The organism is Nostoc sp. ChiVER01, from assembly GCF_034531155.1.
GTDB lineage: Bacteria > Cyanobacteriota > Cyanobacteriia > Cyanobacteriales > Nostocaceae > Nostoc.
This window is the reverse complement of record NZ_JAVRBS010000012.1, coordinates 19409-32694: the sequence shown is the minus strand read 5'-3', so window position 1 is coordinate 32694 and position 13286 is coordinate 19409. Positions and strand designations below refer to the sequence as shown.

Genomic DNA, 13286 nt, shown 5'->3' with positions numbered 1-13286 from the left:
CGATCGCCCTTTGCGCTCACGGTAGGCGATCGCAGAGGACACTTAAAAGCCACATCCTAACTCTTTGTTGCAAAATGTGGGGAATCACAATTTAATAAAAATTGTCAAGTGAATCTTACTTTTATTGTATGTTGCGTCTATGGTAAATGGACATTTTGGTAAAAAATCATACAAAAAAAGTTGGCACTAAGTTGAAAATATACAGCCAACGATTTTATTGCATCTCTGTTAACTTAGCACTGGAGAGTGTCAAAATTAATATTGAGGAAACAACAAAAGCTTTACGCACAAACAATATGGCAATCCATTGAAATTCCCTTGATGCGACTAGTTAAAGTGCCAGAAGGCAAGTAAGTAAAACTGAGTTAACTAGATAGCGATTTAAGAGATGCATTTACAAAATACTGGGGTAAACTTGCAAGCAAGTTAATACACAATATAATTGAGCGGCTCGTCGGTCTGGGCATCACTCACAATGGAACATTGGCAATTTCTGATACAGAAACAAGGCGATCGCTCGTGGCATATCCTAGAATCGCCAAATTTGGAAATTTTGGAAGGGGAGTATAGAGTTTTGGCTCGTTCTAACCTTCCTAATACAGATGTTGAAGTGCGGGTAACTCATTCTTCAACCCAGGAAGTTCTACCAAAGCGGCGAATTTTCAAGCGATCGCGTCGCACTAATTCAGAAGGCTTAATGGCGCTAATTCCCTTTACCTACTTTGAACCAGGAGTTTGGGAGTTACGCTGTATGGGCGACTTGATGTCGGAACTCCTCGGTAAATCTTGGCAATACAGTATCCAACTTCAAGTATTGTGCCAGGGAGTAGAGGCGGAGCAGAGGAGGCAGAAGAAGCAGGGGGAGAATGTAGAATCAAATTCATCTGATCGCCCAGATGCTGTTTCTGAAAACTGGGAATTCACTTTCCCAGCACAACCCGCAATTGCGCTAGATAAAGCGATCACTACAGAATCGGCAATTACTACAGACGACAACCCCGTTAGTATTGTTGTACCAGATAAAGAGAACTTAGAAGACATTGCCTCAGAAGAACCCGAAATTAACTTAGATCAAGCGATCGCAGTCTTTGTAGAACTGCTAACTGCTACAGATGACAAGCCCGTTAGTATTGTTGTGCCAGATGAAGAGAACTTAGGATACATTGCCCCAGAAGAACCCGAAATTAACTTAGATCAAGCGATCGCTATAGACGAAAACCCCGTTAATATTGTTGTGCCAGATGAAGAGAACTTAGGATACATTGCCCCAGAAGAACCCGAAATTAACTTAGATCAAGCGATCGCTATAGACGAAAACCCCGTTAATATTGTTGTGCCAGATGAAGAGAACTTAGGATACATTGACCCAGAAGAACCCGAAATTAACTTAGATCAAGCGATCGCTACAGAACAGACGGTTACTACAGACAGCAACCCTAATACTACTGTTCTGCTAGATGAAACGAAAAAAGATATTGATGAGTCTGTGAATTCTGTGTGGCTCAAAGGTGAGACGGCAGAGCAGATTTTACAAAATTTAATAGATTTAGCTTTACCCAATTCTGAAGCCTTGCTCGATGATGAAAAGGTTACAGATTCTCCAGCAACACAGCCACCGCCTCCATTACTGCTAACTTTAGCTCAGGATACTTACATTACTCGTTGGGGACAACCTCTTACAATCAATGGGCGCGTAGAACTCAAAGAAAAGATAAATCTAGATCAGGCTGAAACATTATTCTCAAAAAGCTTGCAGGCGCTTGAACTAGAAATTGAACTGCGATCGCCCAAAAACTCAAAAATTTTGACTCAGGTACGGCAACCCTTACCAGATCAGGAGTTGCCCTTCACCATCAATACATCAATTGATATTCCTGCTGACTTTGAATCGAAGTTAATTTTGGCAGATATCACTTTGTATGGTCGATTCTCCGATGTTGGTGAAGTCATCAGGTTAGCCAGCCAGTCCTTCACCATTACAGCAGATGTCACAGAATTACTGGCAATCACAGCCGCAGCAACACCTAGTACATCCTTAAATGACACCACAGCACCATTGGACTCGTCTGCTGCTGTCATGGAGCCAGAGGCCGCTGTGAAGATAGATTTAAAACTATTCAATCTGGTCAAGATTCCAAAAATAGACCAGTCTCAGATATTCAATCCATCCCCAAATACAACTTTACCACCGCAAATTAACTTACAAGTTCTGCGAGAAGCCATCCAGCGAACATCTAACTTAAACAATTCAGGCACTTCGCCTCAATTGCCGAAACTGCCCCCTATTCAAACCCATGCCAACACTCCCACAGATTTCGTTGCAGAACCCTCTACAGAAGAGGAACTTCTGAAAAAGGATACTACTATGGTTGCCATTAACTTGGAGCAGTTGATCATCAAGCAACGTCGAATGCCAATACTCGAAACTACTTTGCCGTACTTGAAACGGCTACAAACTTTGCCAGATGATACAGAAGAAGTAAAAAATAATGCTCCAGATGCGAAAGTTCCAGCAGATGAAGACTTACCGCAGTTGGATACAACTGTAGCTGAGGAAAATACACCTGAATTAGTAGTAGATAATGCCCAATTTCAAGAAGAATCTGTTGCTGAAACAGAAGCCCAGCCAAATGAACAATTTCAAGAAGAGTCTGTTGCTGAGGTAGAAGAAGCCCAGCCAAATGCACAATTCATTACAACAGGCAACCTTTACTCATCTCCCCTGCTCAGAAAGTGGATGCACAGCCAAGGACACTCTTTGCCTGAATCCATCGATGAACTGGAACCTGAAGATCGCGATCGCTATGTTCCAACCCAGCAGACCCAGCTTTCTCTTAATACTGAAAATTCTAATGTTGATGTCAACTTGCCGTTAAACGTGGATGCTGACACAGAGATATCGGAAGAAGTTCAAGAGTCGGTTTCTGAACTTGGGAGCTTGGGGGAAGACGCAGACACAGCAAAGGAAGCTGATATAGAAATAGGGGAAGATACGGTAGTAGAAGTATCCGACCCAACGCTCTCAATAGTGGTAACACAACTACCGCCTCCCCCTCCTCCAATAAAAATGAATATAGCGTCAGCTTGGTTGGCGCAAGAAATCGTTGTAGATGATACATATAGTGAACATAATGAACTGGAAGCCAATGGGACGAAGAATGAATTTTTTGAAGAAGAGAAGCAACCATTATTAGGTTTATCCTCTTCCTCACCCATAACTGCGGCAGCCATTGAGCCTTTGCCAATTCCAGAACTGCATGTACCAGACGGCGAACTAATCGCTGGCAAATTTATCATAGTGCGTGTAGTCCTGCCTGAAGTACGTCCCCAAGTTGTTGTCAAGTTATGGCTTGAAGATTGTCAAACTCGCTGGTTACTAGAGGGGCCTCATCTGCTGACAAATTTGTTACCTAACGCCTTGGGAGGATTGGAAGTGATAACGCAATTAAATATTCCCTTTGGGTGTTTGGAAATTCGCTTAGAAGCGATCGCACTCAATCTGACAACTCAACAGGAGAGTCACAAAGTCACAATAGTGCGAACTGTAATTCCTCCAGACTTGCCAAACTTGCAGCTAGATGAACTCCTAGATATGTAACTCAGGGAATTGAGAATTGGGCATTGGGCGTTACGAGTGCTGAGTTAGGAGTTTTGTTTATCTCCTTGTCCCCTTGTCTCCCTCATCTCCCAATATCCCCTGTGTTAAAAATATGAAAGAATTTCAAAAATTTGGCAGAATTTGCAGTAAGCTCATTTTGAATTGTAGTGTGATTTCATAGGAACTTTTACTATGGCAGCTTCTTTTTTGCCTTCTATCTTGGCTAGTACTTCGTACTTGTCTTCTATCTTCGTTCCCATAATTGGTTGGGTTTTGCCAAGTGTAGTCTTCGCGTCTCTGCTTTTATACATTGAAAGCGACGATATCAGTGATATTAACTGATACTGTTGTAGTCATTAATCATTTGTTTTGTACAAATGACTAGTGACCAAAATTAATACCGCCTATCTCATGGAGACAGGCGGTTTTTTAACGTTGATTTCTCAACAAATGCTAGAAAATTCTAACTTATAGTGTTCGGTTCAAACTAACTGATGTTAAATCGAAGAACCGAGTCCGGCGTAGGCACCATAAAAGAAAATGCCCAAGACTGTAATTATACCTAAACCTGCGATCGTAGCGACGACCCACAGGGGAATTCTCCCACTTCCAGACACAGCTTCTCTCCTCCCTTAACAACTAATCAACACAGGTTAAATAAACAAAGATTAACAACAGGACTTCTACTTAGTTGAAGAAGTAACTGGAAAACAGAATCCCCAGAACGAAAACTAGTAGTAGTCCCAGGTATAGCGAAGTCCGGTTTAGTTCAACCGGTTGATTATTGGGATTGGGCGATCTTTCTACCATGATTGCTCCTAACGTTGAATAAATTGCATTGCGGCGATCGCGCCTAAAAAGAATACAGTTGGTACACCTAAGGTGTGTACTGCCAGCCATCTAACGGTAAAAATTGGATAGGTAACTGGTTGATTGATGTTGTTTCCGCTAGTCATGTCAAACTACTTTCCAATAAATTCTTCAACTTGTTTTTTAGCTTCAAAACGGTTTTTCACAATGGGCACTTCCTGCCGTGCTGGTGTGAAATACTCGTTGGGGCGGGGTGTACCAAAGGCATCATAAGCCAGCCCGGTGCTGACAAATAGCCAACCAGCAATAAATAATGCCGGAATGGTGATGCTGTGAATTACCCAGTAACGAACGCTAGTAATAATGTCCGAAAACGGACGCTCTCCAGTGGTACCTGACATTTAGATCCCTATCCTATACATAGAGTGTTATTGAGTTTATTATCCTACAAAGTTAAGAAAGAGTTACAAGTTGCAAAGTTCTTCTCAGAAATTGTACGTTGGGCCTGGGGCATGGGGAAGAGGCAGAGGGGCAGGGAGAAGGGTGCAGAGGAGAGAGGAATTTTCCCTCCTTTCCCACTAAGCAGCTTCTGGGGAAGTTGTTTCAGGATTTGGCAGATATTTGAGCAAAACGCCGCGATCGCCAATTATAAATCCCCGTTCTGGCTCTAAGAACACAATTTTATACAAATTAGCAGCAACTTCTTCTACTGCACGGTCTTTTTCCCACGTTTTGCCACCATCGGGACTCCGTAGTAAATTACCGCTACCGCCACCTATCCAAATTTCATCGGGTGTGCGATATGCCAAATCCAGTAAACCCCAACTGGTGGATAACTCTGGATACTTTGCCTCTTGCCATGCTTCAGGTTTAGTTGGGTCACTAAATTGAATTTGACCTCCCCTAGCTAGTAACCACAATTGCCCATTATCAGCAAAACCCATGTTTTCTACCCGCCGAGAACTATTGCGGTTATGGGGTACCCAAGCATCTTGTCCAGGTTCCCAAGTTGAGTAGAAACTACCTTTGGCGGAAACGGCAACATATTTGCCATCAGGAGAACGTTCTAAGTTACGCACCACACCGACTGCTGATTCAACTTGGGCTTTCCAGTTTTTGCCGCCGTCTGTGGTTTTATATATGGCTCCAACATCGGTAGCCATTTCAGCTGTATTGTCTGCTAGTGCCTTAACTGCGATCGGGCTACCTGGTAGCTTTTCACTCAGGGGAATACGCGACCAAGAAGCACCTTCATCAGTAGTGTGCAGCAACAGTCCAGGCTCTCCGGCAATCCAGCCTTCTTTTCCTGCAAAACTTACTGAGTCAAAACGATACTTCTGCTCATCCAGTTGCAGTGTTATTGGTTTCCAGGTATCACCACCGTCATTGGTTTCCAATAGGGTGGCATTGCTACCTACTAAGTAGCCATGCTCAGGGTTATTAGTAAAAGCAATATCCAGGAGATTCGAGTCTGTTGGCACAGAAATGACTTTCCAAGGGTTGTAACTAACAGAAGGAACTCTGCTACAACCTATACACATGAGGACTACTATCAACAAGGTAGCTATTCGTTGCCAACCTTTCACAATTGAATGCATTAGTATTTCTTAACTTGTTTCTAAATTTCTGTAGCTGTTCTCTAAAAGGTTTACTGATACTTTTTTGCTAACATTTGCTAACAAATACATAAGTTGAGCAGATAAATCTCAACTAAGGTGTATCAATCGATGCATAGAATCAAGTTCTATGCACTCTTACTTGTTTGCTTCTAGCGTGATTCTTGCTTTGAGAAGCAACATATTTGCGATTACTTGCTGTAACACCTCAGAGGCAACTTATCAGTATAGAGGTTGCTTGACGTTACAGATTCTCACCTGAATCTCTGATATTTTATCAGAGAATACACTGCTAATCAATGTAAATAAAAGTGAGCATTTTTAGCTTAATTAAAGGCTCTAGGGAACAAGTAAAACAGTATAGTTGTGTGACTATAATCACACAACCAATAATGAAAATCTCTTCCCTACTCACTATTCTTTGTTTCTGAGATAACGGCTGTTATTGTAAGCCGTAGAGACTGATAAAAAACAAGAAGCCAAGAGCCAAAGCACCAAAAATTAGAATATTCTTTTGGGTTGGCGTTAGGTTGTTGACACCCAAACCGTAACCGAGATTTTCTTTGAAGCCGGATGCAGTACCCGCAGGGCCGATATTGGCAAAAGCGGTTTTTTTAGCAGCACAAACTGGACAGCGCCAATTTATGGGCAGTTCTGCAAAGGATGTCCCTGAAGGAATATCATCCTTGTCGTCTCCCTTCTCAGGTTCGTAAACATAACCGCAGGCGCGACACTCGTAGCGGTCTAACACCGTAGTCTCAACAGCTGGTTCGCTCATGGCTAGGGCCTCGCAGAGGAGAAATCTGAAATATACGTTACAAATTATGACATAATTGTTTGGCTTTTCTATCACTATCAAAAGCTAATTAAATACTTGAAGTGTATCTGTTTCCCAGATTTCAGAAAAACCAAACAGATATAATGTAAAAGAAAGTTACGCAATTCAAGGGATTGGGCATTGGGCATTGGGTATTGGGCATTGGGTATCGAGCATTGGTTAAAAATCAATAGTTATTCTCCCCCTGCTTCCCCTGCTCCCTATCTCCCTACTCCCCACTCCCCACTCCCTACTTTAAATACTCCATAAGCGGTAGATACTCATTGTGTTTGTCCTCAGCGGTTACGAGTACCTTCTAGGCTTCTTCATAGTCTGTAGCCTAGTTCCTGCCTTAGCGCTCTCAGCTTCCAAGCTCCTACGACCCAGTGGTTACAGTCCAGAACGGCACACCACTTATGAATCTGGTATGGAACCCATCGGGGGAGCCTGGATTCAGTTCAACATTCGCTACTACATGTTTGCTCTGGTCTTCGTCGTCTTTGATGTGGAGACTGTTTTCTTGTATCCTTGGGCAGTGGCTTTCCACCGTTTAGGGCTATTAGCTTTTATTGAAGCGCTAGTCTTTATTGCAATTCTTGTAGTCGCTTTAGTTTACGCATGGCGTAAAGGAGCTTTGGAATGGTCTTGAATTCTAACTTAACAACTCAGGGTAAAGAACGAATCATCAACCCCATTGAGCGTACCAATGTCACTCAAGACCTTTCAGAAAACGTCATTTTGACTACGGTTGATGATCTCTACGACTGGGCGCGGCTTTCTAGTTTGTGGCCGTTGTTATTTGGTACTGCTTGCTGCTTTATTGAATTTGCAGCTTTAATTGGTTCCCGATTTGACTTTGACCGTTTTGGGCTGATTCCCCGTTCTAGCCCCCGCCAAGCCGATTTAATTATTACGGCAGGGACTATTACGATGAAGATGGCTCCCCAACTGGTGCGTCTTTATGAACAAATGCCAGAGCCGAAGTATGTAATTGCGATGGGTGCTTGCACAATTACTGGCGGTATGTTCAGCGTTGATTCGCCCACAGCAGTGCGCGGAGTCGATAAACTAATTCCTGTAGATGTGTATTTGCCTGGTTGTCCTCCCCGTCCCGAAGCAATTATTGACGCAATCATTAAGCTACGGAAGAAAATCTCTAATGAATCGATGCAAGAGCGGGATAAAATTAAGCAAACTCACCGCTACTACAGCACGACTCATAACCTGAAGCCAGTAGAGGAAATCTTAACTGGTAAGTATTTGCAGTCAGCAACTCGCTCTGCACCACCGAAGGAATTGACGGAAGCGATTGGTATGCCAATACCACCTGCACTGCTGACAGAAAAGGCGCAAAAGGAGGAACAAACCCGTGGCTGAAGAAGAATCTAAACCAGTACCAGCAGCGAAAGAAGAGGCATTGGTACAAGCGGGTAAAATTTCTCAGTGGTTGACGGAAAATGGCTTTGACCATGAGTTTTTAGCACCGGATAAGAATGGTGTAGAGATAATTAAGGTGGCGGCAGATTTCTTGCTTCCTACAGCTACAGCCCTTTATGCTTATGGGTTTAATTATCTCCAGTTTCAAGGCGGTGTTGACCTTGGGCCAGGACAGGAATTGGTAAGTGTATATCACTTGATTAAAGTCGGTGATAATAGCGATCGCCCCGAAGAAGTTCGAGTTAAAGTGTTCTTACCACGGGAAAATCCAAGAGTGCCTTCTGTGTACTGGATTTGGAAGACCGCAGATTGGCAAGAGCGCGAGTCTTACGATATGTACGGCATTATCTACGAAGGACACCCAAATCTCAAGCGGATTTTGATGCCGGAAGATTGGGTAGGTTGGCCTTTGCGGAAGGATTACATCTCGCCTGATTTTTACGAGTTGCAGGACGCTTATTAGAGATTGCTGAATAATAGAGACGCGATGAATCGCGTCTGTACAATATAGTGTTTCGGCAGTGATTAACCCCTTTCCGGTGGCGGAGAGGGGTTATGTTTTTGGTGTTTCATGTCAAGTTGGTTGATAAAACTTGCTGTAATTCATTGACTGTATTTACAGTTTTAATTGCCTGTTGAATTGTTTTTAGTTTCTGCAAATCTGTAATTTGAGAGATTATCGGCATCAATTCTAAACCTTGATTGCCAAACTTAATTTCTAATGCTAATTCAATTCCTGAATATAATTCTTCCTTTCTTCCTCGCAGTTCTCCTCGTTCTTCCCCTTTGCTAAAAATTTCTTGATACCAAGGCGACTGCTCTAAAAGTGCCATATCCCACCTCATAATTTGTTGAACTATTGCACTATCTAATACAAAGCTAGCAAAAAATATTACCCCCCTTAATCCCCCCTTATAAAGGGGAGAAACCGGAAAATCTAGTTCCCTCCCCTTTATAAGGGGAGGGTTAGGGTGGGGTAAATATTAGAGAAAGCGATCGCACCCAATCTGAGATAATTTGAGACTATGCGATCGCTAAAATGCTCAGTAAGATTTCCTAGTAATCGGAATCGCTATCTCTACCGTTGTATTTGTATTTGTGGGACAATTTAATCTAAATATTTAAAATAATATGTCAGAAATACCCCAAAACGACGGCATTTGGATTGTGACGGATGAAGTGCCGCAAATATCGATTCCTGATGGTGCTAAAGGCGGGAGTAATAATACACGAAGTTGGGGAGAGGAAACTATCAGGGATAATACTGGTAGCAAAGGGGTAGGAGATGCCGTTAAGGTTAGCGCTCAAACATTAGAGCAAAATATGACTCACTTTCTCAAACTCGTGGGAAGTTTGTTTAGTCAAGCTGAACAACAAGCAAAAGTCAACTCCCGGATGCAGCTAGATGAAATTGAACTGTCGGTAGAAATTAGTGCAGATGGGGAAGTTAAATTAATTGGCAGTGGTGTCAAAGCTGGGAGTAAAGGAGCGATTAAGCTGAAGTTCAAGCGCCAAGAACCAGGGTGAGATGGCAAAAAATTGGGCGATCGCGATCGGAATTAACCAGTATGATTATCTGCAACCGCTAAACTATGCCAAGCGGGATGCACTGTTAATGCAAGAGTTTCTGGGTAATGAAGTCGGATTTGAAAAGATATTTTTCTTCTCCGATGACTCTCCTCCTGTTGATGGAAAATCAACTCGCCCAACTCGCACTAACTTGCTGCGAGTCTTGCGCCAGTTATTTGACAATCCCTTTATGGGAGCAGGGGATAATTTCTGGTTTTTCTTCAGTGGTCATGGGATAAGATACGCTGACCGTGATTATCTCATGCCTTGTGATGGCGATCCAGAGGATATTGAAAACACGGCAATACCAATTAACTTTGTGAGTGAACGTTTGCGTCGCTGCGGTGCTGATAATATTGTCTTGATTCTGGATGCTTGTCGCAATGAAGGCAAAAAAACAGGTGAAGGAATTGGGCGACAAACCGCAGAAGAAGCACGTCAACAAGGAGTTATCAGCATTTTTTCTTGTATTCCCCAGCAATATTCTTATGAAATTGAAGCTTTACAACAAGGTGCTTTTACTACTGCATTACTAGAAGGGTTAGGAATTCAAGGTCAATGCGCTACTGTTGAACGATTGGAGCAATATCTTAAGTTTCGCGTGCCTGAACTGGTTCGCCAGTATAAGAATACAAGGCAAACGCCTTATGTGATTGCCGAACCTGTGAATAAATCACACCTAATACTTGTGCCACGATACGCAACCCTAGCGGATATCGCCACGTTGAAAAATGATGCTTACCAAGTAGAAGTAAACAGGAATTTAGATTTAGCAGAGCAATTATGGATTCGGGTATTAGCTGCGGCTTCAGGGCAAGATATGGATGCGGTGAGAGGTTTACAAAGAATTGAGCGCTTGCGAAATAGTTCTGCAATTCCTGATTTACCTGAGCAAACAATTCCACAAGCATCTAAGTCAGTCACAAATACACCTATAAGTAAACCTCTTCAAACACCTCCCAAGGAAACCTCACCAATTACTAATATTCCGACTTCTGGTACGGGACAATTTGCAACATCTACAATTCCAACACCTCCAGCGCCATTAAAAAAACCAATATTATCTAACTGGTCACGGCGAAGGGTGATAACTGTTGGGTTTGCGGGTGCTGGGTTGGGTTTGGCAATTGTAATACCTCGCATTTGGCGGTCTGGAACAACTACACCAAAAGCTACAGGTGAACCAACAGATGCACCAGGAACTACACCAGCAGCTTCACCAGAAATAACAAGACCTCCTAATAACCCGAACCCGTCTGGCGTTTCCTCCAATTTAAAAACCTTTCGATTTGAAACGGTGACTGTCAATGCACAGGGAAGTATCACCAACCGCCGTAATGAGGAAGCAAAATATTTTGAAGAAGACTTAGGGAATGGTGTCACCTTGGAAATGATGCAGATACCAGGGGGAACCTTTATGATGGGTTCACCCGAAGAAGAAGCAGGGAGATATCCAAATGAAAGTCCACAGCATCAGGTAAAAGTGCCTGGGTTCTTCATGGGTAAATATGAAATCACCCAGGCACAGTATCAAGCAATTATGGGGAAAAAACCTTCTAATTTCATAGGTGAGAAACGACCTGTAGAACAAGTAAATTGGGATGAGGCGGTAGAGTTTTGTAAAAAATTGAGTCAGAAGAAGACAGAACACACCTACAGGCTACCCAGTGAAGCCGAATGGGAATATGCTTGTCGTGCTGGAACCAAGACCCCATTTTATTTTGGCGAAACAATTACCACAGATTTAGTTAACTACCACGGTAACTATCCTTACGGCTCTGCACCAAAGGGCGAATATCGTGAACAAACAATAGATGTAGGAAAATTTCCGCCTAATTCTTTTGGTTTATACGATATGCATGGTAATGTATGGGAATGGTGTCTAGATGTATATAATGACAATTACCAAGGTGCGCCGAAAGATGGTAGTGCGTGGCTTACTGGTAAAGATAATAACATTAGGCTGCTGCGTGGCGGGGGTTGTTACAAGCACGCCAGGTATTGCCGTTCTGCCGAGCGCGATAGGTTCGCACGCGCGATTCGTTACAGCAGTATTGGTTTTCGGGTGGTGGCGGTGGCTGTGGCGTGAGTACTCCCCAAAGTCAGAGTCGGTAAGTGGGAATTTATCGAGCGTACATCAGGGATTCCAGACCTGAACCAGCGAGGAAGGCGACAACCTCCGAATATAAAACCGAGTCGGATAGCTTGGTAGGTTGCAAAACCGAACAGTTGTTCGACTCAATTAATTTTGCGACATTTAAAAGAAACTTCTAAAATTTAGCTCATTTTTAATTGTTCTAATTTTTGTCTAATCAAAATTTCAACTTCTTCAATCTCAGCATTCGATTTTGGGATGTCAAAAGTCTCTGGAGATGCTTCAAATGTAAAGCGGTCAACAAAAGCACGAAACGCTACTTTGTTGTCGGGGTGAGCAATGACGAAGGCTCTTAACTTGGTTTTGCTCATGCTGCTAAAGTTTGGCTCAATCACAAGAACCTCCAAAGACCATTGTTATAGATTTTTATCTCTATGTTATCTCCTGCCAAAATGAAACACTTACCTGTTTGTTCATCGAGGCGGATAATGTAAATAGGAGTGAATGTATTGGTCAAAGATTGACTTAGTATTACACACCTGATGCCTTGTTCAGCAGTTGGCAAGATTTGTATACCTCATAACCCCATAGCTTGGAATCAGAATAGCAGGTAAAAAGAAAATATCAAACCATCTATAGCAATCCTAAATGAGTTGTGAAAATCGAGAGACTCAGATCCCCGACTTCTCAAAGAAGTCGGGGATCTTATTGTTCACGACTGATTTAGGACTGTTTGCTTTACTACTGGGCGTGGTTTCTTGCGGTCTGACCTGCGCGTTCCACCAGCCATTCCATATTCATCACTATTTTTGCCATAGCGAGATGCAACATTCAATAGCATTTGCTCAGAATAAGTATTCAACTCACGTTCTGCTTCTAATAATGCATTGTGTGTCTTCTCTACTATTATTTGTGCTTGATTATAAGCGGCTAACTTTTCTCGTAGCTCAATTACTTTAGTGTTGTAAGTAACAATTGAAAACCCATTACTAAAGTCTAATTTAGGGTTAATTGTCTGCATTCCTTCAATCCGTCGTTCAGCTTTAGTCAGTGAGATGGAGTTTCGTTTCCGTTGCATATAGTTTTCCTATTTGGATTTATTTATAAATAACCCTGACTTTATACACTGAGTTATTTATATATCATCAAGATACGCAACAAGCAGATGCACCAGCCACAGTGAAGTTACAGAATTATAAAAGCATTGGATGGCATTAGCCAACTAGATAGATACAGGTATATTTGCTGAAATTCGTTGAGAAAAGCAAGTTTTGATGTCACAAAAGCAAGTTTTGATGTCACAAAAGCAGGTTTTGATGTCGCAAAAGCAGGTTTTGATGTCGC

Annotated in this window: 16 protein-coding genes and 1 pseudogene; 7 read left to right on the top strand and 10 right to left on the bottom strand. The window is 42.5% G+C overall.

Annotated features, from left to right (window positions below; all coding sequences use genetic code 11):
• Positions 1-475 precede the first annotated feature (475 nt).
• Positions 476-3598, top strand: a complete 3123-nt coding sequence (locus RMY00_RS17050; RefSeq protein WP_322648654.1) for a hypothetical protein — start codon at positions 476-478, stop codon at positions 3596-3598.
• A 192-nt stretch (positions 3599-3790) separates the two neighbouring features.
• Entirely contained in the window at positions 3791-3940 is a 150-nt protein-coding gene (gene psaI / locus RMY00_RS17045) for a photosystem I reaction center subunit VIII (protein ID WP_322648653.1), read from the top strand.
• A 155-nt stretch (positions 3941-4095) separates the two neighbouring features.
• On the opposite strand, the gene RMY00_RS17040 is transcribed toward psaI, so the two are convergent.
• The 6 genes from RMY00_RS17040 to RMY00_RS17015 all read right to left on the bottom strand — a co-directional run bounded on the left by RMY00_RS17040 (position 4096) and on the right by RMY00_RS17015 (position 6802).
• Positions 4096-4215 carry a photosystem II reaction center protein J gene (locus RMY00_RS17040; protein WP_012411803.1) on the bottom strand — a complete coding sequence of 40 codons (120 nt, stop codon included), beginning with the start codon at positions 4213-4215 and terminating at the stop codon, positions 4096-4098.
• A 70-nt stretch (positions 4216-4285) separates the two neighbouring features.
• The gene (locus RMY00_RS17035) at positions 4286-4408 is read right to left on the bottom strand and encodes a photosystem II reaction center protein L (protein ID WP_012411802.1); all 123 of its coding nucleotides are present in this window, start codon (positions 4406-4408) and stop codon (positions 4286-4288) included.
• A gap of 8 nt (positions 4409-4416) precedes the next feature.
• Entirely contained in the window at positions 4417-4554 is a 138-nt protein-coding gene (psbF, locus tag RMY00_RS17030; protein WP_015115279.1) for a cytochrome b559 subunit beta, read from the bottom strand.
• Between the two features lie 6 nt (positions 4555-4560).
• On the bottom strand, positions 4561-4809 hold the full coding sequence (psbE, locus tag RMY00_RS17025) for a cytochrome b559 subunit alpha (protein ID WP_094348030.1): 249 nt from the start codon (positions 4807-4809) through the stop codon (positions 4561-4563).
• 177 nt (positions 4810-4986) lie between these two features.
• Positions 4987-6006, bottom strand: coding sequence for a photosynthesis system II assembly factor Ycf48 (locus RMY00_RS17020; protein ID WP_322648652.1), 1020 nt, complete (start codon positions 6004-6006; stop codon positions 4987-4989).
• A gap of 460 nt (positions 6007-6466) precedes the next feature.
• Positions 6467-6802 (bottom strand): rubredoxin, encoded by a 336-nt coding sequence (locus RMY00_RS17015; RefSeq protein WP_322648651.1) that lies wholly within the window; start codon positions 6800-6802, stop codon positions 6467-6469.
• A gap of 325 nt (positions 6803-7127) precedes the next feature.
• Here RMY00_RS17015 and ndhC point away from each other — a divergent pair, with 325 nt between their 5' ends.
• The 3 genes from ndhC to RMY00_RS17000 are packed head-to-tail and all read left to right on the top strand — an operon-like array spanning position 7128 to position 8741.
• Complete coding sequence (ndhC, locus tag RMY00_RS17010) at positions 7128-7490, top strand: photosynthetic/respiratory NAD(P)H-quinone oxidoreductase subunit C (protein WP_100899269.1); 363 nt, start codon at positions 7128-7130, stop codon at positions 7488-7490.
• Positions 7481-8218, top strand: a complete 738-nt coding sequence (gene ndhK, locus RMY00_RS17005; RefSeq protein WP_322648650.1) for a photosynthetic/respiratory NAD(P)H-quinone oxidoreductase subunit K — start codon at positions 7481-7483, stop codon at positions 8216-8218. The genes ndhC and ndhK overlap by 10 nt, the downstream gene beginning before the upstream one ends.
• Positions 8211-8741 (top strand): NAD(P)H-quinone oxidoreductase subunit J, encoded by a 531-nt coding sequence (locus tag RMY00_RS17000; RefSeq protein ID WP_322648649.1) that lies wholly within the window; start codon positions 8211-8213, stop codon positions 8739-8741. Before ndhK ends, RMY00_RS17000 begins: the two co-directional genes overlap by 8 nt.
• Before the next feature lie 106 nt (positions 8742-8847).
• On the opposite strand, the pseudogene RMY00_RS16995 reads toward RMY00_RS17000, so the two are convergent.
• Positions 8848-9168: pseudogene (locus RMY00_RS16995) on the bottom strand (transposase); the annotation flags it as partial.
• Positions 9169-9409: 241 nt separating this feature from the next.
• Between RMY00_RS16995 and RMY00_RS16990 the strand changes: the two are divergent.
• Both RMY00_RS16990 and RMY00_RS16985 read left to right on the top strand, forming a co-directional pair.
• Positions 9410-9805, top strand: a complete 396-nt coding sequence (locus RMY00_RS16990; RefSeq protein WP_322648648.1) for a hypothetical protein — start codon at positions 9410-9412, stop codon at positions 9803-9805.
• A 1-nt stretch (position 9806) separates the two neighbouring features.
• A complete protein-coding gene (locus RMY00_RS16985) occupies positions 9807-11936 on the top strand; it encodes an SUMF1/EgtB/PvdO family nonheme iron enzyme (protein ID WP_322648647.1) in 2130 nt (709 codons plus the stop codon).
• Positions 11937-12124: 188 nt separating this feature from the next.
• Here the strand turns inward: RMY00_RS16985 and RMY00_RS16980 are convergent, their stop codons facing one another.
• From RMY00_RS16980 to RMY00_RS16975, 3 genes are all read right to left on the bottom strand, one after another.
• On the bottom strand, positions 12125-12337 hold the full coding sequence (locus RMY00_RS16980; protein WP_322654256.1) for a DUF6887 family protein: 213 nt from the start codon (positions 12335-12337) through the stop codon (positions 12125-12127).
• Positions 12334-12507: a DUF6888 family protein gene (locus tag RMY00_RS36190; protein WP_416212075.1), complete on the bottom strand. Its 174-nt coding sequence runs from the start codon at positions 12505-12507 to the stop codon at positions 12334-12336. The genes RMY00_RS16980 and RMY00_RS36190 overlap by 4 nt, the downstream gene beginning before the upstream one ends.
• A gap of 147 nt (positions 12508-12654) precedes the next feature.
• Positions 12655-13020: a hypothetical protein gene (locus RMY00_RS16975; RefSeq protein WP_322648645.1), complete on the bottom strand. Its 366-nt coding sequence runs from the start codon at positions 13018-13020 to the stop codon at positions 12655-12657.
• Positions 13021-13286 lie beyond the last annotated feature (266 nt).

What these genes read in the sequence shown, in the direction of transcription:
- RMY00_RS17050 (WP_322648654.1), top strand. Translation starts at nt 476, where the DNA reads ATGGAACATTGGCAATTTCTGATACAGAAACAAGGCGATCGCTCGTGG.
- psaI (WP_322648653.1), top strand. Translation starts at nt 3,791, where the DNA reads ATGGCAGCTTCTTTTTTGCCTTCTATCTTGGCTAGTACTTCGTACTTG.
- RMY00_RS17035 (WP_012411802.1), bottom strand. Translation starts at nt 4,408, where the DNA reads ATGGTAGAAAGATCGCCCAATCCCAATAATCAACCGGTTGAACTAAAC.
- psbF (WP_015115279.1), bottom strand. Translation starts at nt 4,554, where the DNA reads ATGACTAGCGGAAACAACATCAATCAACCAGTTACCTATCCAATTTTT.
- psbE (WP_094348030.1), bottom strand. Translation starts at nt 4,809, where the DNA reads ATGTCAGGTACCACTGGAGAGCGTCCGTTTTCGGACATTATTACTAGC.
- RMY00_RS17020 (WP_322648652.1), bottom strand. Translation starts at nt 6,006, where the DNA reads ATGCATTCAATTGTGAAAGGTTGGCAACGAATAGCTACCTTGTTGATA.
- RMY00_RS17015 (WP_322648651.1), bottom strand. Translation starts at nt 6,802, where the DNA reads ATGAGCGAACCAGCTGTTGAGACTACGGTGTTAGACCGCTACGAGTGT.
- ndhK (WP_322648650.1), top strand. Translation starts at nt 7,481, where the DNA reads ATGGTCTTGAATTCTAACTTAACAACTCAGGGTAAAGAACGAATCATC.
- RMY00_RS16990 (WP_322648648.1), top strand. Translation starts at nt 9,410, where the DNA reads ATGTCAGAAATACCCCAAAACGACGGCATTTGGATTGTGACGGATGAA.
- RMY00_RS16985 (WP_322648647.1), top strand. Translation starts at nt 9,807, where the DNA reads ATGGCAAAAAATTGGGCGATCGCGATCGGAATTAACCAGTATGATTAT.
- RMY00_RS16975 (WP_322648645.1), bottom strand. Translation starts at nt 13,020, where the DNA reads ATGCAACGGAAACGAAACTCCATCTCACTGACTAAAGCTGAACGACGG.